Annotated in this window: 18 protein-coding genes; 2 read left to right on the top strand and 16 right to left on the bottom strand. The window is 33.6% G+C overall.

Annotation, left to right across the window (positions count from 1 at the left end):
• Positions 1 to 189 precede the first annotated feature (189 nt).
• Complete coding sequence (locus HGP29_RS23845; RefSeq protein ID WP_168884970.1) at positions 190 to 2,760, top strand: DNA gyrase/topoisomerase IV subunit A; 2,571 nt, start codon at positions 190 to 192, stop codon at positions 2,758 to 2,760.
• Between the two features lie 89 nt (positions 2,761 to 2,849).
• On the opposite strand, the gene HGP29_RS23840 is transcribed toward HGP29_RS23845, so the two are convergent.
• Positions 2,850 to 4,379 carry a hydroxymethylglutaryl-CoA reductase gene (locus HGP29_RS23840; RefSeq protein ID WP_235958341.1) on the bottom strand — a complete coding sequence of 510 codons (1,530 nt, stop codon included), beginning with the start codon at positions 4,377 to 4,379 and terminating at the stop codon, positions 2,850 to 2,852.
• Positions 4,380 to 4,490: 111 nt separating this feature from the next.
• On the opposite strand from HGP29_RS23840, the gene aroQ reads away from it, so the two are divergent.
• Complete coding sequence (gene aroQ, locus HGP29_RS23835; protein ID WP_168884968.1) at positions 4,491 to 4,910, top strand: type II 3-dehydroquinate dehydratase; 420 nt, start codon at positions 4,491 to 4,493, stop codon at positions 4,908 to 4,910.
• Between the two features lie 51 nt (positions 4,911 to 4,961).
• Here aroQ and HGP29_RS23830 read toward each other — a convergent pair whose 3' ends face one another.
• The 15 genes from HGP29_RS23830 to HGP29_RS23760 form a co-directional block, all read right to left on the bottom strand.
• On the bottom strand, positions 4,962 to 6,932 hold the full coding sequence (locus tag HGP29_RS23830; RefSeq protein ID WP_168884967.1) for a HAMP domain-containing hybrid sensor histidine kinase/response regulator: 1,971 nt from the start codon (positions 6,930 to 6,932) through the stop codon (positions 4,962 to 4,964).
• The gene (locus tag HGP29_RS23825) at positions 6,919 to 7,491 is read right to left on the bottom strand and encodes a YfiR family protein (RefSeq protein ID WP_168884966.1); all 573 of its coding nucleotides are present in this window, start codon (positions 7,489 to 7,491) and stop codon (positions 6,919 to 6,921) included. Before HGP29_RS23825 ends, HGP29_RS23830 begins: the two co-directional genes overlap by 14 nt.
• A 2-nt stretch (positions 7,492 to 7,493) precedes the next feature.
• Positions 7,494 to 9,041 (bottom strand): PD40 domain-containing protein, encoded by a 1,548-nt coding sequence (locus HGP29_RS23820; protein WP_168884965.1) that lies wholly within the window; start codon positions 9,039 to 9,041, stop codon positions 7,494 to 7,496.
• A gap of 780 nt (positions 9,042 to 9,821) precedes the next feature.
• Positions 9,822 to 11,036, bottom strand: coding sequence for a hypothetical protein (locus tag HGP29_RS23815; protein ID WP_168884964.1), 1,215 nt, complete (start codon positions 11,034 to 11,036; stop codon positions 9,822 to 9,824).
• Positions 11,037 to 11,102: 66 nt separating this feature from the next.
• Entirely contained in the window at positions 11,103 to 12,176 is a 1,074-nt protein-coding gene (gene pheA / locus HGP29_RS23810; protein WP_168884963.1) for a prephenate dehydratase, read from the bottom strand.
• Between the two features lie 151 nt (positions 12,177 to 12,327).
• A complete protein-coding gene (locus HGP29_RS23805) occupies positions 12,328 to 12,759 on the bottom strand; it encodes a hypothetical protein (protein ID WP_168884962.1) in 432 nt (143 codons plus the stop codon).
• Positions 12,760 to 12,794: 35 nt separating this feature from the next.
• Positions 12,795 to 13,700, bottom strand: a complete 906-nt coding sequence (locus tag HGP29_RS23800; RefSeq protein WP_168884961.1) for a hypothetical protein — start codon at positions 13,698 to 13,700, stop codon at positions 12,795 to 12,797.
• Positions 13,701 to 13,759: 59 nt separating this feature from the next.
• Positions 13,760 to 16,906 carry an ATP-binding cassette domain-containing protein gene (locus tag HGP29_RS23795; RefSeq protein ID WP_168884960.1) on the bottom strand — a complete coding sequence of 1,049 codons (3,147 nt, stop codon included), beginning with the start codon at positions 16,904 to 16,906 and terminating at the stop codon, positions 13,760 to 13,762.
• Between the two features lie 188 nt (positions 16,907 to 17,094).
• Positions 17,095 to 17,457, bottom strand: a complete 363-nt coding sequence (locus HGP29_RS23790; protein WP_168884959.1) for a DUF1987 domain-containing protein — start codon at positions 17,455 to 17,457, stop codon at positions 17,095 to 17,097.
• A 9-nt stretch (positions 17,458 to 17,466) separates the two neighbouring features.
• Positions 17,467 to 18,015 carry a SiaB family protein kinase gene (locus HGP29_RS23785; protein ID WP_168884958.1) on the bottom strand — a complete coding sequence of 183 codons (549 nt, stop codon included), beginning with the start codon at positions 18,013 to 18,015 and terminating at the stop codon, positions 17,467 to 17,469.
• Between the two features lie 129 nt (positions 18,016 to 18,144).
• Positions 18,145 to 21,585: a PAS domain S-box protein gene (locus tag HGP29_RS23780; RefSeq protein WP_235958340.1), complete on the bottom strand. Its 3,441-nt coding sequence runs from the start codon at positions 21,583 to 21,585 to the stop codon at positions 18,145 to 18,147.
• A gap of 75 nt (positions 21,586 to 21,660) precedes the next feature.
• Positions 21,661 to 22,701: a GAF domain-containing protein gene (locus HGP29_RS23775; protein ID WP_168884956.1), complete on the bottom strand. Its 1,041-nt coding sequence runs from the start codon at positions 22,699 to 22,701 to the stop codon at positions 21,661 to 21,663.
• 49 nt (positions 22,702 to 22,750) lie between these two features.
• Positions 22,751 to 23,359, bottom strand: coding sequence for a chemotaxis protein CheB (locus HGP29_RS23770; protein WP_168884955.1), 609 nt, complete (start codon positions 23,357 to 23,359; stop codon positions 22,751 to 22,753).
• A gap of 11 nt (positions 23,360 to 23,370) precedes the next feature.
• Positions 23,371 to 24,198: a CheR family methyltransferase gene (locus tag HGP29_RS23765; protein ID WP_168884954.1), complete on the bottom strand. Its 828-nt coding sequence runs from the start codon at positions 24,196 to 24,198 to the stop codon at positions 23,371 to 23,373.
• Positions 24,199 to 24,341: 143 nt separating this feature from the next.
• Positions 24,342 to 24,524: a hypothetical protein gene (locus tag HGP29_RS23760; protein WP_168884953.1), complete on the bottom strand. Its 183-nt coding sequence runs from the start codon at positions 24,522 to 24,524 to the stop codon at positions 24,342 to 24,344.
• Positions 24,525 to 24,549 lie beyond the last annotated feature (25 nt).

Raw genomic sequence — 24,549 nt, 5'->3', positions numbered from 1 at the left:
TGATCAATTTTTCACTTTTGATGGAATATTGAACTGAAAAATGACTAAATATCACTCATTGTTTAAAAATTTGTGATTTTATATAAAACTTTCGATTGAGATTGAGCAAATTCATTTGCATGTGATCAACAAATCTATATTTTTGTGATCTAGGCAATTTTTTTAGACGACCAATTTTTGAGAGTTAACGTGGAGAACGGACAAAATTCAGAAAATAATGTAGTTCACATCGATGGTATGTACCAAAACTGGTTCTTAGATTACGCTTCATATGTAATCTTAGAAAGAGCGGTGCCCAGCATTTATGATGGACTGAAGCCTGTACAACGTCGTATCCTTCATTCAATGAAAGAAATGGATGACGGCAGATTTAATAAGGTAGCAAACATTATCGGATCAACGATGCAATACCACCCTCATGGTGATGCTGCAATTGGAGACGCGATAGTCAACTTAGGGCAAAAGGAACTTCTAATTGAAACACAAGGTAACTGGGGGGATATCCGTACGGGGGATAGTGCTGCCGCTCCACGTTATATTGAAGCAAGATTATCCAAATTTGCTCTAGAGGTAGTTTTTAATCCTAAAACTACAGACTGGCAACTTTCTTATGATGGTAGAAAGAAAGAACCTATCAATCTGCCAGTTAAATTCCCTTTATTATTAGCACAAGGTGTTGAAGGTATCGCTGTTGGCTTAGCCACGAAGATTATGCCTCACAATGTTAAAGAGTTAATAAAAGGGTCAATTGATATCCTAAAAGGAAAGAAAGTACATATTGTACCAGATTTTCCAACAGGTGGATTAATGGATAGCTCAAACTATGGGAATGGTTTAAAGGGAGGTAAAATCCGCCTTAGAGCAAAAATAGAATCTCCAGATAATAAGACTTTATTGATCAAAGAGATTCCTTATACATGCACTACTTCCAGTCTAATTGACTCTATTATCAAAGCGAATGATCAGGGTAAGATCAAGATCAAGAAAGTTATTGATAATACAGCTCAGCATGTAGAAATTGAAATTCAACTGGCGAGTGGTCAGTCTCCAGATGTGACTATTGCTGCACTGTATGCATTTACAGATTGTGAAGTGTCTATCTCACCAAATGCTTGTGTTATTATTGATGACAAGCCTGTCTTTATGGGTGTAGAAGATATCCTGCAAAGAGATACAGACTATACCGTAGAGTTACTTGAAACGGAATTAAAGATTAGAGAAGGTGAGCTTCAGGAAAAAATTCTTTTTAGCTCATTAGAGAAAATCTTTATTGAGAATAGAATATACAGAGACATTGAAGAATGTGAAACTTGGGAGGCCGTACTTGAGACCATCGATAAAGGTCTGGAACCTTATAAACCAAGTTTCTACAGAGAGATCAAAGAAGAAGATATTGTTAGACTTACAGAGATTAAAATTAAGAGAATCTCTAAGTTTGATAGTTTTAAAGCAGATGAGTTATTAAAATCTCTTTTAGAAGATCTTGAAGAGGTGAGATATAACCTTGCGAATATTATTGATTACACTATCAACTACTTCACTAACTTGTTGAAGAAGTATGGTAAGGATCATGAAAGAAAAACAGAATTAACTACTTTTGATACTATCCAAGCTTCTAAAGTGGCAGCCAATAATGCCAAGCTTTATGTAAATAAAAAAGAAGGCTTTATCGGTTACAACTTAAAGAAAGAAGATGGGGTAGAAGAAGTAATGGATTGTTCCGATATTGATGATATTATCGTTTTCAGAGCTACTGGTGAATATAAGATTACCAAGATTGGTGATAAGAAGTTCGTTGGTAAGAATATTCTTCATGCTGAAGTTTATGTTAAAGGCGATGAACGTAAGGTCTACAATGCGGTATATTTAGATGGATCTACTGGTGTTACAAGAGTGAAACGTTTCCAAGTTCCAAGCTTTACTAGGGATAAAGAATATAACGTAACTAAAGGGTCTCCTAAATCGAAAGTAACCTATTTCTCTTCAAACCCTAACGGAGAAGCGGAAGTGGTTGGAGTATCATTATCACCAAATTGCTCAGCAAAAGTAAAATCATTTGAGTATGACTTTGCAGATTTAGAAATCAAAGGAAGAGGATCACAAGGTAATATACTGACAAAATATCCTGTACGTAGAGTAACCTTGAAACGCGAAGGTGTTTCTACATTACCTGCTATTGATTTATGGTATGATGAAGCTGTTGGAGTCCTTAATAAAGATGAAAACGGGAAGTATCTTGGTAAATTCAAAGATGAAGATCGTATTATCATTTTCTATGAAGATGGAGAATATGAGTTGACCAACTTTGAAATCACAAATCGATATGATGCGAAGAAGGTAGTTCTAATTGAGAAGTTTTTACCTTACAAAGCAATTTCAGCTGTACATTACGATACAAATAATCGCCAATACTATATTAAACGTTTCCATATAGAGACGTCTACCATGAATAAACGCTTTAAGTTTATCAATGAGGCAAATGCATCAAGATTATTGCTTGTAACAACTCAGATGTCACCATTGGTGGAATTAAAATATACGAATGGTAGAAAGAGAGAAAAAGAACAAGTTAATCTAAAAGAGTTTGTTGAAGTAAAAGGTTGGAAAGCACTAGGTAACAAAATCCCTCATGATAGAGTTACTGATGCGAAGCTTTTAAGCAAAGACGATCCAATCGAAGAAACAGAAAGTCAAAATAAAGAGGAATCTCCTAAAAAGGATGATGATAATAACGGCCATGATTCTCTAAGGTTATTCTAAGGGAAATCATACCAATAAAAAAAGGAGTTGCGATATTAATTATTGCAACTCCTTTTTTATTAAAAAATATGACTGTTCGATGTAGAATATTATCGGTTTCTTCCGTACTGTTCATGACTGCTTACCCAATCAGAAGATGAGATAGCAGACGCAAGCGAGATTTCTCCAGCTAAAACAACAGCAGCCACAATTTCAGCAAATTTATGAGCTTTGCCTTTACCATAGCAATCTAATAATTCAAGGGATTCTTTCTGTGTACCAATACCAGTACCACCACCATATGTGGCAATAATTAATGAAGGTATAGTAATAGAAATATATAAATCTCCATTTGATGTTAATTCTGTGTATATAATTCCTGCTGAGGATTCAGATACATTGGCAACATCTTGACCAGTGGCTATAAACATGGCTGTAATGCCATTTGGAGAGTGTAAACCTGTATTGTTGACTCCAGAAAGGAAAGAGCCAATAGCAGCAATTCTAGAGTGGTGATCTAGCTGTTCAGGGTCAACTCTCATATATTGTTGTAATACCTCTTTTTTTAGGGTCACTTCAGCCGTTACTCGTTTACCACGAGTTCTCATGATATTAATCTGAGAAGCTTTTTTATCAGTGGCAAAATTAGATTCAAGGAAGAAGTTTTTAATTCCAGAATACTGATCCAATATCCAACTACAGGCAGCGAATGTAGCTCTACCTACCATATTTTGCCCTGCTGCATCACCAGTTTTAAAGTTGAAGCGTAAAAAGGCAAACTTATTTGATAAGAAATGGTCAATATATACGAGGTCAGCTATTGAAGAAGTTGTCTCCGCCTCTGTTTTGATTGTATCAAAATTTAGTTTTACCCATTGCACAAAATCTCTAGCTCCTCTAGCATCTTCGAATTCAAACACTGGAGCCCTTTGCATGGCGTCGTCAACAACGGATACTTTAATACCACCACACATATTGGCGACTTTCATTCCTCTATTGTATGATGCAACTAGAGTACCTTCGGTTGTGGCCATTGGTATCATAAACTCACCAATTGCATGTTCACCGTTTACTTTTATAGGACCTGCAAATCCCATTGGTATCTGTGCAACACCAGTGAAGTGCTCTATATTGCCACTTAGTTCATGTGGATCGATTGAGTACTTGCCAATATGATCTATTGGTTTTCCTGTAAATTCAGAGACAAATTCTTGACGTTTTTTGATAATATTCTCACCAAAATCATCCATTTCATCTCTAGGAACTCTTACATCTTGATTTTTTGGGTCAGGAATAGAATCATTGACAGAGAACTTCAAATTTCCAAAAGGAGATGCCTTTACAGAAATTTCCAATTCATGTCTTTCTATAGCCAATGAATCATGTCCTTTTACTTCAATATTTATTACCTTACGCAGTGGAAAATCAATACGATTATCTTTATTAATAGATGTGGCAGGGATATTTTCTTCTTCAGAAGTGTTCATAAAGACTTGGTCGATATTTACTTCTTTGCCATCTATCTTTATGTGGAGAATTTCTTTAATTTCGGCATCTTTAAGTCTATTTTTTAAAGAAAATGAAATTCCAGTGTCAGTGTTGTTTAAGCTACCTCTAGTATAAAGCTGCTTGAGTAGCATACTTGGGATAAACATAATTTTAGATTATTATATATAAGGTATAAAATATAGTTTAGAGTCTATCAATGTGTTTTTACATCGATTCTCTAATTTAATTAATAATTTGTCAAAATGAAGATTTTAATACTAAACGGACCAAACCTTAACCTTTTAGGTAAGAGAGAACCAACTATCTACGGCAATACTTCTTTTGAAGAATATTTTGAGCAATTAAAGGAGATTTTTCCTAATGTAGAGCTAGAATACCGACAGTCTAACCACGAAGGGTCTTTAGTAGATTATATTCATGAAGTAGGCTTTTCGTATGATGGAATTGTCTTTAATGCAGGTGCTTACACACATACGTCAGTAGCAATAGCAGATGCGATTGCAGGTGTAGAAACCCCTGTGATTGAAGTGCATATTTCAAATGTTCATGCAAGAGAAGCTTTTAGACACCATAGTTATATGGCCAAAAATTGTGTAGGTACAATTGCTGGTTTAGGTCTTAAAGGTTACGAACTAGGAGTGAAATATTTTATTGAAAAATAAGCCAAAAAGCCGAAATAAGTGAATAATTATTCGCTTATTTCGGCTTTGCTATTAATTTTTATTTGTGTGAGTTCTAACTTTTTCTTCTAGAATATCTTTTTTGAATGGTTTTGAGATATAATCATCCATGCCTGCTTCTTTACACCTTTCAAATTCACCTTTTAAAGCAGAGGCGGTCATTGCTATAATTGGAATGGAAGATACTGGATCTTCAAACTCTTCTCTTATTTTTTTTGTTGCCGAATATCCATCCATCTCAGGCATATGAACATCCATTAATATCAGGTCAAAAGTATCAGCTTTTAATTTATCTAAAGCAATTAGACCATTATCTGCTACTTCAGTGGCATATCCCCATTTTTTTAGAAGTCGTAAAACCAACATCTGGTTTACCTCGTTATCTTCCACTAAAAGTATCTTTTTTGTTCTGTTAGATAAAATTGGAGTTTCATCAATCACTTTTGGTGAAGGAACTACTGTCTTTTGTGTTTCTTGTTCAATATATTTTTTGAATGTAATATCAAAATAGAAAGTACTACCAAAATTAGGCTTACTTTCTACTTGCATTGTACCACCTTGAATCTCAACTAATTGTTTTGAGATACTTAATCCTAAACCTGTTCCTCCAAATTTTCGTGTTGTTGCGTTGGAAGCTTGAGTAAAACTATCAAAAATTTGATCTATTTTACTTTGTTCAATACCGATTCCAGAATCTTTTACAGAGAATTGTAATTTGATTTGTCCATCAATTTCTTCTAAACATCGGACTGTTATAATAATACTCCCCTCAAAAGTAAACTTTATAGCATTGGAGTATAAATTGATGAGAATTTGCTTCAAACGTACAGGATCACCAATCACATACTGTGGTACTTTTTGAGAAATATCTAATATACTATTGAGTCCTTTTTGATCTGTTTGAGGTTTATGTGAGGCAAGAATATTATCCATTAGCTCAAATAAATCAATCTTTTTGTACTCTAATGTTAGTTTACCAGATTCAATTTTAGAAATATCCAGAATGTCATTAATGACAACTAGAAGGTGATCCGCTGAGCCTTTTAATACTTTTAATAATTGACTTTGATCAGAACTTAATGGAGTGTCTTGTAATAAATCAGCCATCCCCATTACACCATTAATAGGTGTTCTGATTTCATGAGACATATTGGCTAAGAATTCTTGTTTTGCTCTTGCTGAAGTTTCTGCGACATCTTTTGCCGAAATCAACGATTCATTTTGTGCTTCAATCTTTGAAAGCATCTCATTGAATGCATTGATTAATAGACCAATTTCATCCTGTCTTTTCTCTTCTATTCGTATTGAAAAATCTTTTTTCTTGGAAATGATATTCGCCTTTTTCTCTAATTCCAAAATAGGCTTTGAAATTGATCTTTGAAAAGGGAGAGATAAGAAGGATACCAGAAATACAACTAACCCTACAATGACAATAAACATGATGATGTAGGTTGTAATTCTTTCATGTATAGTTTCTAAATCAGAACGTAGAAATACGGTGTTGATTCTTCCGTTTTCATCAAAAGTACTGACATAAATATCTAAGTGATTGTCAATTAGAGAGAAGTTAGTTTCATTTTGAGTATATGATGGGATAAAGTCGGCATGTGATAATTGCCAATCTTTATCTAATAAAATAGACCTTATGGATTCGATTGAATCAGTTTGAGCTATTTTTACAGCACTTTGATTATAATAAGCGAAGAGACGTTGCTCTTTATCAAAAATTACCCCAGTTAGAATATGAGAATTGTTGAACAGAAGTTCAGTAAGGTTATTCTGAGCAGCATTTACCTGCTGTAATTCTACTGAAGCATCATTATTGTCACCAATAAGTTTGGCTAGCCGTTTTGTATCATTGATGAACTTTTCTTTATATTGTTGGAAGTCGTAAGCACAGAAAAGTATTGTTGATAGGGAAGAAGCTAATAAACTTACTAATAGGATAATACTTATCAGTTTAACTCGTAATGACTGCTGAAATATGGTTTTAATCTGGGTCATATGGTATTATATCACTAGCAAGGTTAAGAAGTTTTACATCAATGGTTAATTGTGCTTTATTTGCAGACACAATATTTAATGTATACAACCCATTTGGAGTCAGGTTGATAATACCTCCATTTTTACAGAAGTTAGGAATATTATCACCAATGGTCAACACAAAGGAGTTGTTCTTTTCATAGATTTCACCCAATAACGATTTTACTTCATCATTGGAATAACCTTGAGTCATAAATACAATATGTGACCCTTTTAGGTCTTTAATACTTTGCCCTCGTCTAATTTCCCATGCTCTGCCATTTACATATCTATTTCTAAACATGTTATCAATAACTTCACCAAATGGGTCATCACCTAAAATACCTAAAACAAGTTTATTATTTTCTTTAAAGGCTTGTGATGGCCAATTGACAAATTTTGCAAATGTATTGATCATTGCAGCTTTTCTTTCGTATTCATCAAACTGAGCATTGGATTTGATGGGGTTAAGAAAGAACAGACAACAACCAATAATAATGGCTTTAATAAGGGGCGATATGTTCTGTTTTTGTGAGTTCAATGCTATTTTATTCTTACTGAAAGCATGATACATGAATTATCAGCCGATGTCTTATATTTTTCTTTTTTGATTTTATATTGCCACCTAGCTATACCTTTAGCAGATAAATAATTTAGAATAGAATTCATCCTCATTTCATTTATCTGATCGATACTACTGATACTTTGTTCTTCTTCTTTGCTAAACCACACAATGTCTAACATTACATTATCTCGTGATTTTAAGAAAGAGACCAATTCATTTAAGCTAGATTTATTTTCTGTTGAAATATCAAATTCTTCTTCGGGGAAATAGTATCGTTCTTCTACCATAATATCATCATTTAGATAATCAGAAGGTAGTTTTACGATTTTATCACCTATATCACCTCTAACACTATCTAAAGATGTTAGAAGATCAGGATTTGCCTCATTAAATGCTTTCTCAATAAGATCTAATAAAGGTGTGTAATAGGGGTCGGGACTATTCGAAGAAGAACTATTGTCCAATGCTATAGCATCAAAAGTAGGGTCATCAAGTGCGTTTAATGATGCCAATCCTTCTTTATCAGTTCGGTCTACAATCATTTCCATAAGCATCAATAATGCATCATAACGAGCATCTGTTGCTTCTTCTTCCTTTTTCTCTTTAAGATCATCAAAAGTGGTGATTTCAAAGTGAGTTTCTGAAGGGACAATGTCAAAGCCAACTACTTTATTAAATACTGAGATATCTTCTAAAGTGAGTTCTTTGTCTAGTTGATATCTGTAAGTATCTTTTGGAAGATCTATGGTTACATTGTATAATTCTACATCATCATAAACTATTGTAATGGTATAGTTTTTTCCTGGAGGAAGTATCATAAAGAACTTACCTTGTTCAGGAGATGGATCATAAACGTATTTCTTGTAAGTAGTATTGGAATTGTCTTTTACGACTAAAGAAATAGGAACACTGACATCATTTTTCATTACTTTGAAATTACCAGTAACAATGGCTCTTTTCATTTTATGAACAGGTTTGAACACAGTGTAAATATCTTTTCCGCCTACAGAGTGTGCATCTTGGCGATCTGATGTAAAATATGAATAACGCTTACTTGGTATCTGCGAAAATTGATATTCATTGAATGGGCTATTAACGTCGGTGCCTAAATTAGTAGGAGTTACCCATGAAGCTCCTTCTTTTAAAGAAACGACAATATCATAACCACCCATGGAAAGTTCTCCATTTGTACTGTAATACAGGGTCTTATTATCGTTATGTAAGAATGGGAAGATTTCATCATTTTCACTATTAATTGTTGAACCTAAATTAATAGGTTTTGACCAATCGTCTTTTCCAACTCGAATAGCTTTGTAAATATCAAAACCACCATATCCACCAGGTCTGTTGGATGCAAAATAGATGGTCGTTCCATTATTAGCTATAAATGCTCCTTTTTCTTCGTATGAGGAATTTATTTTGCTATTTAATTTCTTAGGTTTTTGCCAGCGCCCTTTTTTGACTTTAGTTTCATAAATATTTCCTTTGCCACTTTCATCATTTGGATATTCTATATACAAAAGCATATATGATCCATCTTGTACATAAAGAGGATATATTTCTTTGTATTCACCATCAAATTGCGGGTAGGGGTGTGAGAATTGTACACCTTTTCTATAAGAAAGGTATACATCTTTTTCGTTGCTTTTTAAGTTTTCAGGTAAGAAAGCATATTGATCCCCATAGACATAATTAAAGCTATTGATTTGTCGTTGAGAGCTGAAGACAAGGAAGTTATCTAACTTAGAAATTATTGGAGCATACTCGTCATATGAAGTATTAATAGGAATTTCTAAAATGGCTGTAGTCTCTGTTGATGTTTTGGAATGACTACCTAGTTTAATCCCATTTTCACATTGACGAATTTTAAGATTGACATTACTAAAACTTCTAGATGTTCCTTCTGTGTATTCTAGATATTCATTGTAATAATTGATTGCTTCAATAAACTTTCCTTTCAGTTGTAAAAGTGATGCATAGTGATAAAGTGCATCATTGCCAACTTCAGTGCATTCATGTTTGATGACAAATTTAAGGTAGGGTAAAGCTTCTTTAACTTTAAAAGGAGAATGTAAATAGCATAGGGCTACCTTATATTTAATATCGCAAGCGTCAATGTCTTTAAGTTCTGCTTTTTGATAATAATTAAGTGCTTCAAGGTAATTCCCTTTTTGGAAGGCTAAATCACCGCTTTCTATATCTGTTAGGCCTTGTTGAGCGTAAGACTTAACTGATATAGAAAGTACGATAATTAGTAAATAGGCTATATAATATTTTGTGTAGTTCAGTTGAAATTTAATTTTAGGTTAGATTGAACCTTGTGAATTTGTTCTGACTAACAATATACCAAAGTTATTTTGTTCACTAGTCTGAATAGAACCAACAATTAGGAAATCACCATTTTCTGTCTCTAGTACAGCTTGGCCTCTTTGTTCTTTTGTTCCACCAATAGATTTCTCCCATTGTTTTTGTCCCTTATCATTGATTTTGACAAGTAACATATTAAATCCTTCGATACTAGTGTTATCACCATATTCATCAGGAACATATACTTCTGTGTAACCTACAACAGCATATCCACCATCCTTTGTTTTAGTGATTCCACAAGCTTCATCATAACTAAGTCCGCCAAAAGATTTATGCCATAATTGTTGACCATCAGCATCAGTCCTAACAATCCATGCATCTAAACTAGCTTCAGCAAATGTATATGAGTATCCAGCAATACAGTAACCTCCATCGTTGGTTTTAACGAATTTATTTACTTTTTCAGTATCACCGCCTCCGTATGTTCTTTCCCAAAGTTTATTTCCATTTAGGTCTGTTTTGAACATCCAGATATCCCATTTTCCTTTTCCTAATGATTCAGTGTTACCTACAACGATATAGCTATCTTCGTTAACAATTAAATCGATAATTTTATCATTTTTTGCTCCACCATAATCTTTTCTCCAAAGAACAGTCCCCTTTTCATCAATTTTAAAAAGGAAACCCATTTCTGAAGGGTCTTCTTTGTCTAGATGGATAATACCACCACCAATTAGAAAACCACCATCAGCTGTCTGAGAGATACAAGTGCCTTCCTCAATAGAAAGTTCGTCACCATAGTTTTGCATCCAAAGTTGCTTGCCTTGTGCATTTACTTTTACAACCCAAGTATCTTTAATATCTCTACTTAGACCATAAGAATCAGAACTTCCTACGGTTATATAACCTCCATCTTTTGTTGCAATGATTTGATAAACTTCTTCAGTTTCGGTGTCCCCAAATTTGAAATTCCACTTCACATTACCACTTTCGTCAACTTTCCATAGACTCATGTCCATGTTTCCGCTGGTGCCAACAGATCTTCCTGCAATGACATACCCACCATCATGTGCTTTGACAATTGATTTGCCAATGTCATATTTACCACCTCCTAATTTCTTATTAAAAGTGGATAAAACTTTTGCAGGTGAGTTGTCTGCGTAAACGAAAAGATTAATCACACATAAAAGTGCTGTGAAAAAAAATTGCTTCATTCCTTTTATATATAGGTCGAATAGTGTTATCTAATTATTGAACGACCAAAATTGAAAGTTATTTTATCAAACCATTTTTACATAGCTTCCAAGGAAAGTAATTGTGTCTTTATAAACACGCATAACATCTTGTACTTTGTCATCTTTGTAATGTCCGTCAAAATCGATTACAAACCAGTAATTGAAAATATCTTTCATTTTTGCTGGTCTACTTTCAATTTTAGTGAGGTTAATGTCCCTTTGTCTAAATTCTTCCAAGAAGTTTGCCAAATCACCAGGATGATTACCAATTTTCGCTAAAATGGAAGTTTTATCTTTACCGCTTGTTTGGTTAATGAAGTCTTTTGCAATAATCAAGAACCTTGTAGTATTGTCTTGGCTATCTTCAATATTATTGTAACGGATAGGTAATTGGAACAATTTTGCAGCAATATGAGAACAAATAGCAGCAGCACCCTCTTCATTTGCAGCCATTTCTGCTGCTCGTGATGTTGATGAAACTTGGATTAAACGAATGTCCTCATCAAAGTAATCTTCAATGAAATTACGACATTGTCTAAACGCAATATCTTTAGAATAAATCTTTTTAATTTTTGTTAGATCATCATGGTTTGATGCTAAACTGAAGCTAATAGACAGAGGAAGTTCAGCAACAATTTTTACATCTCTATAGCACAATTGATCAATTGTTTCTGCTACAGTACCTTCTTGATTGTTTTCGATTGGAACAACTCCAAAACGAACCCTTTCAGTTTCTACATTATCGAATACTGATTTGATTGTTTTTAATGGAATATATTCACTCATCGCACCAAACCTGTTTTCGGCAGCTTGGTGAGTATAACTTCCCTCAGGACCAAGAAAAGCTACTTTTTCAGGTAATTCTAGGTTACGACTTACAGCAAATATTTCCAAAAAGATGGCTTCAATTGCAGAATGATTTAGCGTACCCTTATCATCTTGTGATAATACAGTAAGTCTATCAATAATTGATTTTTCCCTTTCTGGACGATAAATAACTGATTTCTCATGTTTTTTAAGTTCACCAACATTTTTAACAACGTTCATACGTTCGTTGAGTAATCTTAATAATTGATTATCTATCGCGTCTATTTGATTTCTAAGTGATAGTAAGTCCATTTTAAACCGCGCACATTAGTATTGTTGCAAATAATTTTATTCAGGAGTAGTGTTCCTGATTTACAAAACTATTGTTTTTTTTGGAGGGGAGAATAAAAAAAGGACAGAAGTGTGAAACAACTGTCCTTTTTTTAATAAGAAATATAATTTGTTATCTCTTGAAGCCTAAAACGGCTGCTCCACAATAGCTTTTTGAATCTTTAAAAGTAAAGCTCAAATAGTAAATACCAGTAGAAGTACACTTGTACGTCCAAGTATTTAAGAATCTATTGTTATAAAAGCTAGAGATGATTTTACGTCTCTTTGCATTATATAGAGTACTGATTAGACCTTGAGCACCACCATCTTTACCAGAGATAGTAATTTGGTAGCTAGTGTCTTTTGCTAATACGCAAGTGTACTCAATTTTACGTCTTGTACCATTACGTCCGTCAATTCTATAACTTTTAGAGAATTGAAAACCTGGATTCAGCTCCTTCATACTTTTTGTAACATAAAGTTCAGCGTTACATTGAGCAGATGCTTCTTCATTGATAGCGAAAAGAGCGAATATAATTGTGAATGCTAAGAATATTTTTTTCATCGTTCTGAGATTTAAGTCCTTAGAAAAATGAGCTATTATCTAATAACCTTGTTTCTGATTGATTTTAATAAACTTGTAATTTTCTGGATATCACTGTCAGTAACATGAACAACACTACGAGTACCGTCAGTTACCACTAGAACACCATCAATCTCTTCCATAGTAGGTTCACCTACAATAACTTCTACTTCAATTTGATCATAGATCTCTTGTAAAGCAGTTAAGTCATTAATAAGATCTTCAAAACCTGGAGAAGACTTATAGATATCCAATACTAACAATAGCTGGTCTAATACAACTTTTTGATCACCAATTTTATCTTTCAATAAATCGTTAGGTTCTCTTTGGTTGATTACAGTAGTTAGGTATACAGCTTCAATCCAACCCCCTGTAAGAATTAAAACGGAAACATTTTCACGTTTTCTTTCTCTAAGGTTGTTATTAATTTTCTCAAAGTTCAATGTAGTCTGTTGAATCAATTCATCCAAACGATTTGAACTTTCAGCTAATTCTTTTATTGTTTCATAATCAAAGAATGCACCAATTCCTAAACCATCAGCTAAATCTTTCACTGAATTTAGGTATGAAATGGCATCTTGATTTTTGCCATAAATATTTGCGAACCCTAAGTCTGTTCCGTAAATACCTAAGTTAATGGCTTTTTGGAAGGTTGTATTATAGCGCGATACAGCTTCAGGAGCATTTAAATCTGCTTTATTATAGATTGTACCACTTTCCTTAATAAGTACTGATATCTCCAACGGTGAAGGAATCGATTCCAAAACTTCACTAACTGGTAATACTTCTTGAGTAACTTTATCCGGGGCTATGGTAACTGTATGAGTTGCAGGATCATTATTTTTTGGTAAATCACTTGCCACTGCTGCAGATGATGCTAGCAAAACTGACGCCGCCAATGTATTCAGATATTTGGTCTTCATCTTACTTTGGTTTTCAAAGATAGTTTTGATCGCTTTTATTACGATGTTGAAAATATATTTTATTGTTCTTTGGAGAAGATTTTACTGACAATTGATTCCGTTCCTTCGATGATTTTCTTTAACCATTCAAAATAAAGTGAAAAATATAGTAAAACCGACATCATCCAAATCATCAACACATTAAATGTAAACGTGTCAATATATGTGCCAAATACTTTCTTCTTTGGAGCAAATAAATGAGTTCTGTAGTCTAATGGACCGGAAGTATTTTCTTTTACATAGAAAATAGGGTCTATTAATTGAATGATTCTGTTATGGTCGACTACAGTTCTATTTAATACATTTTTATTTTTTACAAAGATTTCAAGTTGGTCATTATAGTATAAATCTCTTGCTTCTGATAAGTTGAAGCTGTCTCCAACTTCTTTTTTCATAGCATAGATTCTTTTATCTCTTTCTTCTTCTGCCTTGATCAACTTGTCGTTGTAGAATATAGAAGATTCGTATAAGATTTTTCTTAACTGATTTCCTTCTTGAGAAGAAACCTTTCCATCACTTAGGAAAGCTAAAGCTTCATTCTTTTTGTCTTCATGAGTAGAGAAGTATTCGTCAGAATTGATCTCATTTTGAAGTGTAAGGATGTCATTCGCTAAAATTAAACCTGTACTATCATTAGTATTTTTACTGTTCATTTGGGCACTGAATAAAATCTCTTCCATTCTTGGTTCCCAATATGCACTCTTGTAATTACTTTGGCTTAACACCATATCAATGTCAAAGAATGGCTTTTCAAACTTGTTATTTTTGAATTGCTCTACCGATAATCCTTCATATGCCCAACGCGAGGCCATAATATCAGCGATTAGTGGTGTTTTACCATGTTGACTAATAGTGTTGTTTAATTTTGAAAAGTCAAAGATCAATCCACTCAAAATCATTTGAGGAATTAATAGAATCGGAATCAAAATATATACAGTAATTGCAGAATTAAATGCTGATGAAATATTTAATCCTATCAAGTTAGCATGACAAGAAACAGTAAATAGAACTAACCAATACTGCCATGTCATATCATGTATTTCAAGAATTGTATTACCTATAAATACAAATGTTAATGTCTGTACTGCAGAGAAGCCAAATAGAATTAAAAGTTTTGAGTAGAGGTAACTACTTCGACTCAAGTTTAGGAAGGATTCCCTTTTCTTGATCTTTCTATCTTTTATGATTTCCTCAGCACTCACCGTCATACCCATAAATAATGCTACTAAAATAGCAATTAGGATATATGGAGGTACATTCTCATTGTGTCTGAAAACATATTCACCATCACCATCTTTGATGTAATAAATTACCCATGAAAGTAGAAGGGCCAAGAAAGGAGCTTCTAAAAGGTTGATGGATAAATATTGCTTATTACTGAATTTAGCTAAGAAGTCACGTATTGTAAAGATGACCGTTTGTTTAAACATCGAAGGAATATTCAATGTTTTCGGCGGATCTACATGTACTTCTTCAACTTCAGGTTTAGTGAAAGTATCTTTATATACTCTGTGCCAGTCTTCTGGTGTAGCTTTACGCTTATTGGTAAATTCACCGTATTCATCCACAACTTGAGCTTCAATTATATTGAAAAGTTGTTCTGGGTTGACGTTACCACAGGTATTACATTGTCCTTGATCACTGTCTACTTGTCCAGCTGCACCTTTAAAGTGTGTAATCGCTTCAATAGGGTTGCCATAGAAGACAGGATATCCACCAGTGTCTAGTAACCACATTTTATCAAACATCTTATAGATATCTGAAGAAGGCTGGTGAATTACAACGAAAATTAATTTACCTTTTAATGAAAGTTCTTTTAAAAGGTCAATTACGTTTTCTGAATCTCTTGATGATAAACCTGATGTTGGTTCATCAACAAACATTACTGCTGGTTCACGAATTAATTCTAAAGCAATGTTTAGACGTTTACGTTGACCACCAGAAATCTTTTTATTAAGAACATTACCAACAACTAGGTTTGCAATTCTGTCAAGACCTAAACTTTGAAGAACTTCATTTACTTTTGAAGTAAGTTCTTCTTCGTTCATATCTTTAAAACAGAGCTTTGCATTGTAGTATAAGTTTTGGAAAACGGTAAGCTCTTCGATAAGAAGGTCATCTTGAGCGATATAACCAATAACACCTTCTATTTTATCTTTTTCTGTATGGATATTATATCCATTAATTCTTACTTCACCTTGAGATGGCTTTTCTAAACCTGCAAGTACATTTAGTAAAGTAGTTTTACCTGCACCTGAAGCACCCATAATACCAATTAATTGACCAGTATTTTCACCGAAATTGATATCTCTTAAGCCTAATTGACCATTAGGGAATTTAAATTCAAGGTCTTCAACAACAAATGAAATGTTTCCGCCAATTTCATCAGAGTTGTATTTATTTACTAAATCTGAGTAGTAAAGTGGTGCACCTTTCGGTGTTTTGAAAATACTACCAGGGCTAAATAAATAGACATTATGTGCTTGAACTGGTTGACCGTTAAGATAAACCATTTCGTTTCCAGTGTATTTAGTGAAATACAATGAAACACTTTTCATTCTGATGAAAATGATTTCTCCGTCTAATAGACCTGAATCAATAAATTTGATTTTTGATCCTTCTGGAGGCATTTCATCATCAAATATTAGAATGTCTTCATTATCAATTTTAGAAGAATGCTGTTCAATAATGAAACGCTCTAATAATTTGTATTCGTTTGATGGGATATTAAATACATCAGCAACTGTATGGATAATATCCATACGCTGAGGTGTATATGATTTATCTGATGCTACAACTTCTAGCAGTTTTACCATCACAATGGTTTTCTGCTTTTGGTCTAGCGTTTTGTTGATTTTTCTACAAATAGAAAGTGTACGTACTGAGTTACGGACAGAAACAGCGTCAGCAAGTGGGGTATCTGCTTGTTCTACTTCTCCTTTGGCAGCTCTTTTCTTAGCAGCTTTAGCCTTACGTTTCGCAATACGTTCTTCTTCATCCTTTACTAATTGATCGTAAAGTTGGATATATTCTTCTACTGAGCGCTTTTCAAGTTCCTGTTTAAGAAATTTAATTACAAAGTTTCTTTCAGTTTCTGTTAGCCCTTCGTCTTGTGTAGAAATTATGGCAAATAGTTGCGTCAGTGCTTTTAATATTTCTTCACTCATAGATGACCGTCAAATAGTACGGAAATTCAATTCTTCTAAATAAACCTATATCTAGCAAAAAGTATACATTTATTTAATGCATTTAAATAATAAAATATTGTGTAGCAATGATTATTTCTGCATGTAAATGAAAAACACTTGATTTATTTTCTCTAAATCAAGTGCTTGTGGTGGTGATAAACCATGAATTAGTAAGTTTCGAATTCAAATTCTAATTCAACTAATTCTTCAAATTCTTCTCCAGCTTCCTGCATGTCCTCATCATCTTCATGATAGTACCATACAACTGTTACACCTTCAATTTCTTCAAGTTTAGATAATACATCTAAGATTAATTTAGAAGAAGCAGTGTTGAAGTATTCAAGTTTAAAAAGAAATCTTGTCTCATCATTTTTGTCATCAGCGTATTCTTCAATCCAATTAAGAATTGGGGCAAAAAATTCTGCTGAATCTTCAGGAAGTGATCTACCCGAGATTTCGAATAGTTCATTTTCTTTATCTAAGATGACTTTCGGTGTATCCTCCGTTCCGGCTAGATTAAGGATTTTCATGTAAAAAAGTTATTTTAGTTTCCTTGGAATTGTCGTTTTAAGAGAAAAAAATGTGAACTCATCATTGATGGGTTCAAAATCAAAGCGAAGTTTTTCGCCCGATTTTCTGGCCATATCAATAAATCCAAGACCTGCTCCACCTTTTGCGGAAATCTTGCCATTTTTGATAATGTCCTTATATAAATTCTTTAGACCGTCTTTGTCTAAATCATTAATTCTGTCTAATCTGCCAGCAATATCTTTCACATTTTTAGAAAGAATGGGGTTGCCAGAAGTGATAAAGTAAGAGTTATCCTCTTTACCAATCATAAAAACAGCACTGTTTTTCTTGTCAGAAGTTTCTTCCATAGGTACAGCGTACTTGCTTATGTTTTGAAGACACTCTACCATAACATTAAAAACTTTCCTTTTGATTTTGGATTGTTCTCCGTAAGAATCCATGTTTCTTTCAGCCATGGATAGTACAGATTTAGTAATGTCTTGGGTGATCTCACCTTCATAAATTAGAATGAGATCTTTGTCTAGCATAGTCCTATGGAGTTCGTAGATGTATTTCATATTTCCGAACACAATTTAATTCAGTAGTCATACTACCGAGATGTTCTTTTAACCCCAGGAAAAAAATAGAGTTAAAAAAATGTTTTTCAAATATAATCAAACCTTTATAACTAACAACAAATTCTGAACTTAGAATCTGATGCCTATCATAATAACGTCATCAGTCTGCTTTGCATTGCCTTTCCAGTTAATAAATGTTTCACTAAATGTTTTGGCAATCTCTTGCATAGATGAATGTTCTGTATTCATAATTAACTCACGAATACGTTTTGCACCGAATTTTCTGTTCTCATCACCGCCAAATTGATCAGGGTATCCATCTGAGAACATGAAAATCTCGTCACCTTCATCTAAGGTAATCTGATGTGTCGTAAATGAAGTTCTAGTCTTGTATTCTCCTCCTACAGGGAATTTGTCACCTTTAACTTGGGTAAATTCTTCGGTAGCAGTCTTGTAGACATACAATGGACGATGAGCACCTGCATATTCAACGACCTTACTTTCAAGATCTATTTTTGCTAGTGCAATATCCATTCCATCTCTTGTACTACTGTTTGAATCCTGTCTTAAAGTTTTAGTAACACCTTGGTGTAGAAGGTCAAGCATATTGCCAGGAGTAATGTGTTCATTGTTCTGAACGATATCGTTTAAGATAAAGTAACCAATTAATGAAATTAATGCACCTGGTACACCATGACCTGTACAGTCAACGGCTGCAATATATATGTCTTTACCTTTTTTGAAATACCAAGGGAAGTCGCCACTAACAACATCTCTAGGTTTGTAGAAGATAAAGCAATCTGTTAAGTCTCTCTTAATTAGGTCAGTATCTGGGATGATTGCACCTTGGATACGTTTGGCATAATTAATAGACTCTGTAATTTTCTTGTTCTTTAATAAGATGTCAAGTTCAACCTTTTTCCTTTCAGTGATATCATGTGAAACAAACAGAGCACTTTCAAACTCATTCGATTCATTGAATTCAGGGATTGCAGTTACGGTCATAAATCTATTTCCGCTTGCTGTAGGGAATTCGACTTCTTTCGTAGACTTTTCTGAAGTAGAAGATACCTCAATCAGTAAATTCTTCCATTCATCAATTATTGTTTTTGGAAGAGAGGTGTCGTCAAGTTTCTGATTCACAAAAAGATCAGCGGATAGACCTGTCAATTCTTCTATAATAGGGTTGGTGTAGAAGATTTGCCCTTCAGTGTTTAACCTTTGGATAAGATCAAGTGAGTTTTCAGAAAGTGCCTGCATTTGCGTTCTCATACGTCTTTCCGTCTCTGCTCTTCTTCTTTCCGTAATATCTTGTGCGTTGATTACTATACCTTCGATTGCAGGAACATGACTAAGGTTAATACCTGTAGCTTCCAGCCAAATATATCTACCATCTTGAAGTTTGTAGCGATACTCTAATTGTAATGTCGCTTTATCTTCAGACTCGACTAAATCATTGATGAACTTCTTAACTGGTTCAATACTCTCTTTATGTAAGTTAGAAAGGTAAGATGAGTCAATTAAATCAGTTGGTTTATACCCTAAAATTCGTTTAGATGATGGAGATACAAATTTGATTTTTGCGTTACTATCAAAAATTGTAATCACCTCAGAGGCGTTTTCTAATAATGATTGAAGTCTGTTTTGAGAATTTTTCACTTCTTCCACTTGCTCTTCTAATCTGTGATTAGTGCGTTGTAATTCTTCTTGTGTGGACTCCATTTCTTCAGCATTCTGTCTTAAGATCTCTTGTTGGACAGAAAGTTCAGAAGACATTTGTTGAGACTCCTTCAGTAATCGAACTGTTCTTTCGTTAATCTTAATGTTGAAGATCGTTCTGGCAATGATTTGTGAAATCTCCTTCACAAACTCTAGAGTCATAGTAGAGAAGTCTTCTAATGAGGCGAACTCTAATAAACCGTATACCTTTTCATTGGCAATCAATGGCATGATAAGGATTGATTTTGGTTTTGTTTCACCTAATAAACCAGAAGTAATTGAAAGGTAATTACTTGGGATCTCTGTTCTTAATATCATCTCCATTTCAATAGCAGCTTGTCCTACTAGACCTTCTGTGAAATGGAATTTCTTTTTTAAGAAACGCTTTTTGTTATATGCATAAGTACTGATAAGCTCAATACTTTGTTCTTCTATAGGAAGTTCATCTGTAGCACCCTCAACTACATAGAAAGCACCTTGTACGGCGTTGATTTTCTCAGTTGTATATGCTACGACTTCGTCTCCTAATTCAATTAGATCGTTGTGGTTACGGAGGATTTGACCTATCTCAGCTTCACCCGTAATAATCCAGTTTCTTTCATGATCTCTTTTCTCCGCTTTTTGGATACTATCTCTCATTGAAAGAAGTGCATTACCTAGTGTATCATCTTCTGATAAGGCAGAGTATACGGCGTCATAATTCCCTTCACCAATCTGCTCAGCAAAGTTGGCAGTTCTCTTCATACCATTTACTACTTCTTGAACAGCCATCGACATTTCACCAATTTCATCGTTCTGGATATCGTCAGCTACTTCATGTGGCAGGATACCTTTTGCGATATAATTTAATCGGTTCTTTAGTCGGATGATAGGACTAGTTAAGAATTTTGAGAAGATGACAGCAATCAACATTACTATAAGAATGATAATGATGGCTGTATATACGAAGGTTAAGATTAAGCCATTAAGGCCACTTTTAATCTCATCGTAATCAATTTTTACAACGAGACCCCATTTAGTTGTTGGAATGTAGTTCCAGTAGGATATTGTTTTCTTGTCTCTCCAGTCTGTATCATAACCAAAATCCTTAGAGTCGCCTTTTGCTGCTTTTTGTATGGCAACATTTTTTGGATCTCCTTCTGAAATTACTTCAGTTAGAAGGTTTTGTGAGCCTTTTAGGGGTGAGATAATAGTGACATTTTTAGATGCTCCTTCAGACATCCTAGATAATAAAATTTCACCGGTGTCTCCTAATCCAGTCCTATTTTCAACAATAGGGTAGATGTTTTTCTGAAGTGAATATAGAATAATGACATGCCCAAGTTCTCCATACCTTGATTTCATTCTTGGAGAAACAATGTACATATGAACACCTTTCTCAGTATTAAATGGCTCAGAGAAATATGTTTTTGTTTTCGCTTGTTTGATTATTTTCTCGAACTTCTTATTTCTATCCCCAACAATTACTGATGCAGGAAAAGTGTAGGAAGTATACAATACATTACCCTTGTTGTCTGTAATAATGATATTGGAATAACCATTTACAATTTGTTTAGGGAAAAGTTCATTATCAAGTGTTCTCTTGATCGCGTAGTATGTTGAGTCTTTATATGATCTTGATTTTGTCTTGAACAAGTATTTCAACTTTGTAGTATTGGATACAATCAAAGCTGATTTTGCCATATACTTTAAGTTTTGTTCGATATACTTGAACTTCTGATCAATCTGTTCAGACTTCAGAGTACTGATAACGTCAAAAGTTTCCGAGTATCTACGTTCAACAGAATCCTCTGTCTGAATATAGGAAAGGAATGATATAATGGCTACCGTAATTGTTACTACGAGTAGCATTATGATTGTAATTTTGGTACGTATCTTTAAATCTTGGAAGAACATATATTATAATTTACTTCAAGAGCTCATCAATTAATTTTCAGTGAACCATTTGGTTACATTGTCAAGAATTTCTCTATCATCTTTAGTGAAATTATTGAAAGATGCTAGTTCGACTACTCCGGTTAAAACATCGTCATCATTAAGGATTGGAGATATCATTAAGGAGTTAGGAGAGGCGTCACCTAGACCTGAAACTACATTAATGTATCTTTCAGGAATTGAATTTGAAATAATCGAAGTTTTCGTTTTTGCTACCTGTCCTGGAAGCCCTTCGCCAAATTCATAAGTTAAAACCTGTGAGTCAGGTAAGAAGAAAGAGAAACCTTTTGAATACTGAATGATGTCAATATCTTCTTTCTTATTTACCTTATAATAAATACCTGTACAGACTTTGAACTCTTTACAGATAGCATTTAGTAATTTTTGTTCTCTATCTTCTTGGTCTTCTACCGTTAGAATAGAAGATCGAATGTTTTTTCTAATAAGTTGAGCTCTTTCCTTAATAGCATCGATACGTTCTTCTTCGTTGCTTTTATTTTCCTTGTTGTAATATTTAGGAACATAAATAATCTGATCCTCAGGGTCTTTCATTAAGTCTGAGATCAAGCGGAATAAGAAGAAAATTAATATGGCAAATGTAAATCCAATCGAATAAAACGTTGGGTTACTCACTTCTCTAATTTGTCCAATGATTTTATCATCGGTGATTTCCAAGCTAGTAAGAATTACATTAGGAAGGTCATGAATACCCCAAATAGAATAAATACATAAGAAAAGGAATAGAATACCTAAATAAATATTGAAAGGTTTAGATTTATCTAGATAGAAGTAAACCGTACCAGTAATAAATATTAGATCCAAAAATCTTAGCGTTAATAGATATGTTTCTCTATTAAACTCCTTGGTATCTAAGATACCTACAAGAGATAAAATATTCGGGAATTGAATTTCCAACAAAATAATTGTTGTAAAAATGGCTGTAAAAACCCCGTTAAATATGATTCCATATTTACGTACATCAGAGCGTGAGCCTTTTCTTCGAATATTTGTTTTTTTCTGCGTTGTTTTCAAAATATTATGAAGGTTGCTTGAAAAAAGACAAGAGTTTATTAACTAACGTTTATTTTTGATAAGCCTTGTATAATTGGAGTAGAAAATTTTTAATTTTTTCTGCTTCAAGGCAAAAATCAATCTCAGTTACATTTTTCGCAGACATTGGCATCGTGTTCATCATACTCTCTTCTGGATCTTGAATGATAGTTACACCACCTTTGTCTTTGACTGATTTCATTCCTAGTGCTCCATCCTTATTGGCTCCTGAATATAAAATACCAATGAGTTTTTCTTTAAAAGTGTATGCAGCAGTTTGAAATGTTAAATCAATAGCCGGCCTGGAATTATTAATTAAACCTTCAGTAGAAAGTGAAATTGAATTACCAAGCTCTACACATAAATGATAATTGGCAGGAGCGAGGTAGACCATTCCTGGTCGGATCGTTTCTTTATCTTGAGGTTCTACAATTGTTTTAGAACTTCTTATAGATAATGCTTCGATAAAACCATGCCTAACATGTTTTAGACGATGTAGACATAAAATTATTGGTATCGGAAAATCCTTTGGTATGTCAGCTAAAAGTTGAGTAATTGGCTTAAAACTTCCTGCAGAACCCCCGATGACAATACATTTGTATTTTTTCTCGAAAACAGATTTGTCAATTAAATTGCTCATCCGGTTCTGTTTTACTCTTTAATTTTTTTATAAACCTTCTCCTCGTTATTAACTACAACGAATTTATTAGCGATATCACACCAGATTAATGACTCCTTTGAGCCAATAGCTAGATTGCCATATTTGAATAAACTTCCGTGTAGTTTTTTCAATACTTCGTTTTGTAATGTCTGATTGAAGTATATCATTACATTTCTACATAGAATGAGATCGAACTTAGAGAAGGGGTTTCCTTTGACTAAATCTTGCACTCTGAATGAGACTCTATCAAGTAATTCTGGTTTTACATGGTAGAAACCGTCTCTTTCGATGAAATAGTCATAAATAGAACTTTTTCCTCCAAACCTTTCATAGTTGGATTGGTTAAGTTCCATATTTTTTGCGTTGAAAGCAGCTTTCTTGGCTTTACTAATTATTGATTTATCTATGTCTGTAGCAATGATGGTAGCTTTGTCTAGAGTTCCCATTTCCTCTAGCATAATACACATAGAAATAACTTCTTCCCCAGAAGAACATCCAGCATGCCAAATATTGATCTTTTGATGCTCGTTTAAGATTTCAGGAATGATTTCATCACGAAGTGAAATCCAAAATGTAGGATCTCTAAACATCTCAGTGACATTAACGGTAATTTCTGAGACAAAATCTTGAAAGAATCCAGGGTTGTCTTTGAACTTACGGATTAATGCATCTACTGAACTGAATTTATATAACTCCACAACTCTTCTTACTCTTCTTGTAAAAGAAGACATTGCGTAGTTTTTGAAATCATAGTCAAAATTATCATCAATATATTGGGTTAGCCTTCTTAGCTCTGCGATTTCAATGTCTCTTTGCATATTGAAAATACGTAATGGGATTTCTATAAAAAGTGTTAGATAAAAAAATTTCTTGTTTAAATAAAGCCTGATGATAAATACGAAAAAATCCTTTTTTCATTTAAATACGAAAAAAGGATTGAATATAAAGTATTTGTTCTAGCTTATCTTCTAGATTTTACAAGTTGTGGGCAATCTGAGTGCATATCCATCACCTCGTATTTTTTTCTTTCTTTTTGGAAGTAAGAAGAAGATGCATTTCCTGAGCTGCTTGAACATGAAAAAACTAATGCACCCAAAGTGATCAATGCTAATGTCGTGAAGAATCTATTCTTAATATTGTTCATTTTGCTTCTGTCTTTTAAGTAGAAT

The organism is Flammeovirga agarivorans (assembly GCF_012641475.1).
Lineage (GTDB): Bacteria > Bacteroidota > Bacteroidia > Cytophagales > Flammeovirgaceae > Flammeovirga > Flammeovirga agarivorans.
This window is presented reverse-complemented; position numbering and strand designations above follow the sequence as displayed.

Excerpts from the sequence above, each read along its gene's own strand:
- HGP29_RS23840 (WP_235958341.1), bottom strand. The coding sequence starts at position 4,379 with ATGCTACTCAAGCAGCTTTATACTAGAGGTAGCTTAAACAACACTGAC.
- aroQ (WP_168884968.1), top strand. The coding sequence starts at position 4,491 with ATGAAGATTTTAATACTAAACGGACCAAACCTTAACCTTTTAGGTAAG.
- HGP29_RS23830 (WP_168884967.1), bottom strand. The coding sequence starts at position 6,932 with ATGACCCAGATTAAAACCATATTTCAGCAGTCATTACGAGTTAAACTG.
- HGP29_RS23820 (WP_168884965.1), bottom strand. The coding sequence starts at position 9,041 with ATGCTTTTGTATATAGAATATCCAAATGATGAAAGTGGCAAAGGAAAT.
- HGP29_RS23815 (WP_168884964.1), bottom strand. The coding sequence starts at position 11,036 with ATGAAGCAATTTTTTTTCACAGCACTTTTATGTGTGATTAATCTTTTC.
- pheA (WP_168884963.1), bottom strand. The coding sequence starts at position 12,176 with ATGGACTTACTATCACTTAGAAATCAAATAGACGCGATAGATAATCAA.
- HGP29_RS23805 (WP_168884962.1), bottom strand. The coding sequence starts at position 12,759 with ATGAAAAAAATATTCTTAGCATTCACAATTATATTCGCTCTTTTCGCT.
- HGP29_RS23800 (WP_168884961.1), bottom strand. The coding sequence starts at position 13,700 with ATGAAGACCAAATATCTGAATACATTGGCGGCGTCAGTTTTGCTAGCA.
- HGP29_RS23795 (WP_168884960.1), bottom strand. The coding sequence starts at position 16,906 with ATGAGTGAAGAAATATTAAAAGCACTGACGCAACTATTTGCCATAATT.
- HGP29_RS23790 (WP_168884959.1), bottom strand. The coding sequence starts at position 17,457 with ATGAAAATCCTTAATCTAGCCGGAACGGAGGATACACCGAAAGTCATC.
- HGP29_RS23785 (WP_168884958.1), bottom strand. The coding sequence starts at position 18,015 with ATGAAATACATCTACGAACTCCATAGGACTATGCTAGACAAAGATCTC.
- HGP29_RS23780 (WP_235958340.1), bottom strand. The coding sequence starts at position 21,585 with ATGCTACTCGTAGTAACAATTACGGTAGCCATTATATCATTCCTTTCC.
- HGP29_RS23770 (WP_168884955.1), bottom strand. The coding sequence starts at position 23,359 with ATGAGCAATTTAATTGACAAATCTGTTTTCGAGAAAAAATACAAATGT.
- HGP29_RS23765 (WP_168884954.1), bottom strand. The coding sequence starts at position 24,198 with ATGCAAAGAGACATTGAAATCGCAGAGCTAAGAAGGCTAACCCAATAT.
- HGP29_RS23760 (WP_168884953.1), bottom strand. The coding sequence starts at position 24,524 with ATGAACAATATTAAGAATAGATTCTTCACGACATTAGCATTGATCACT.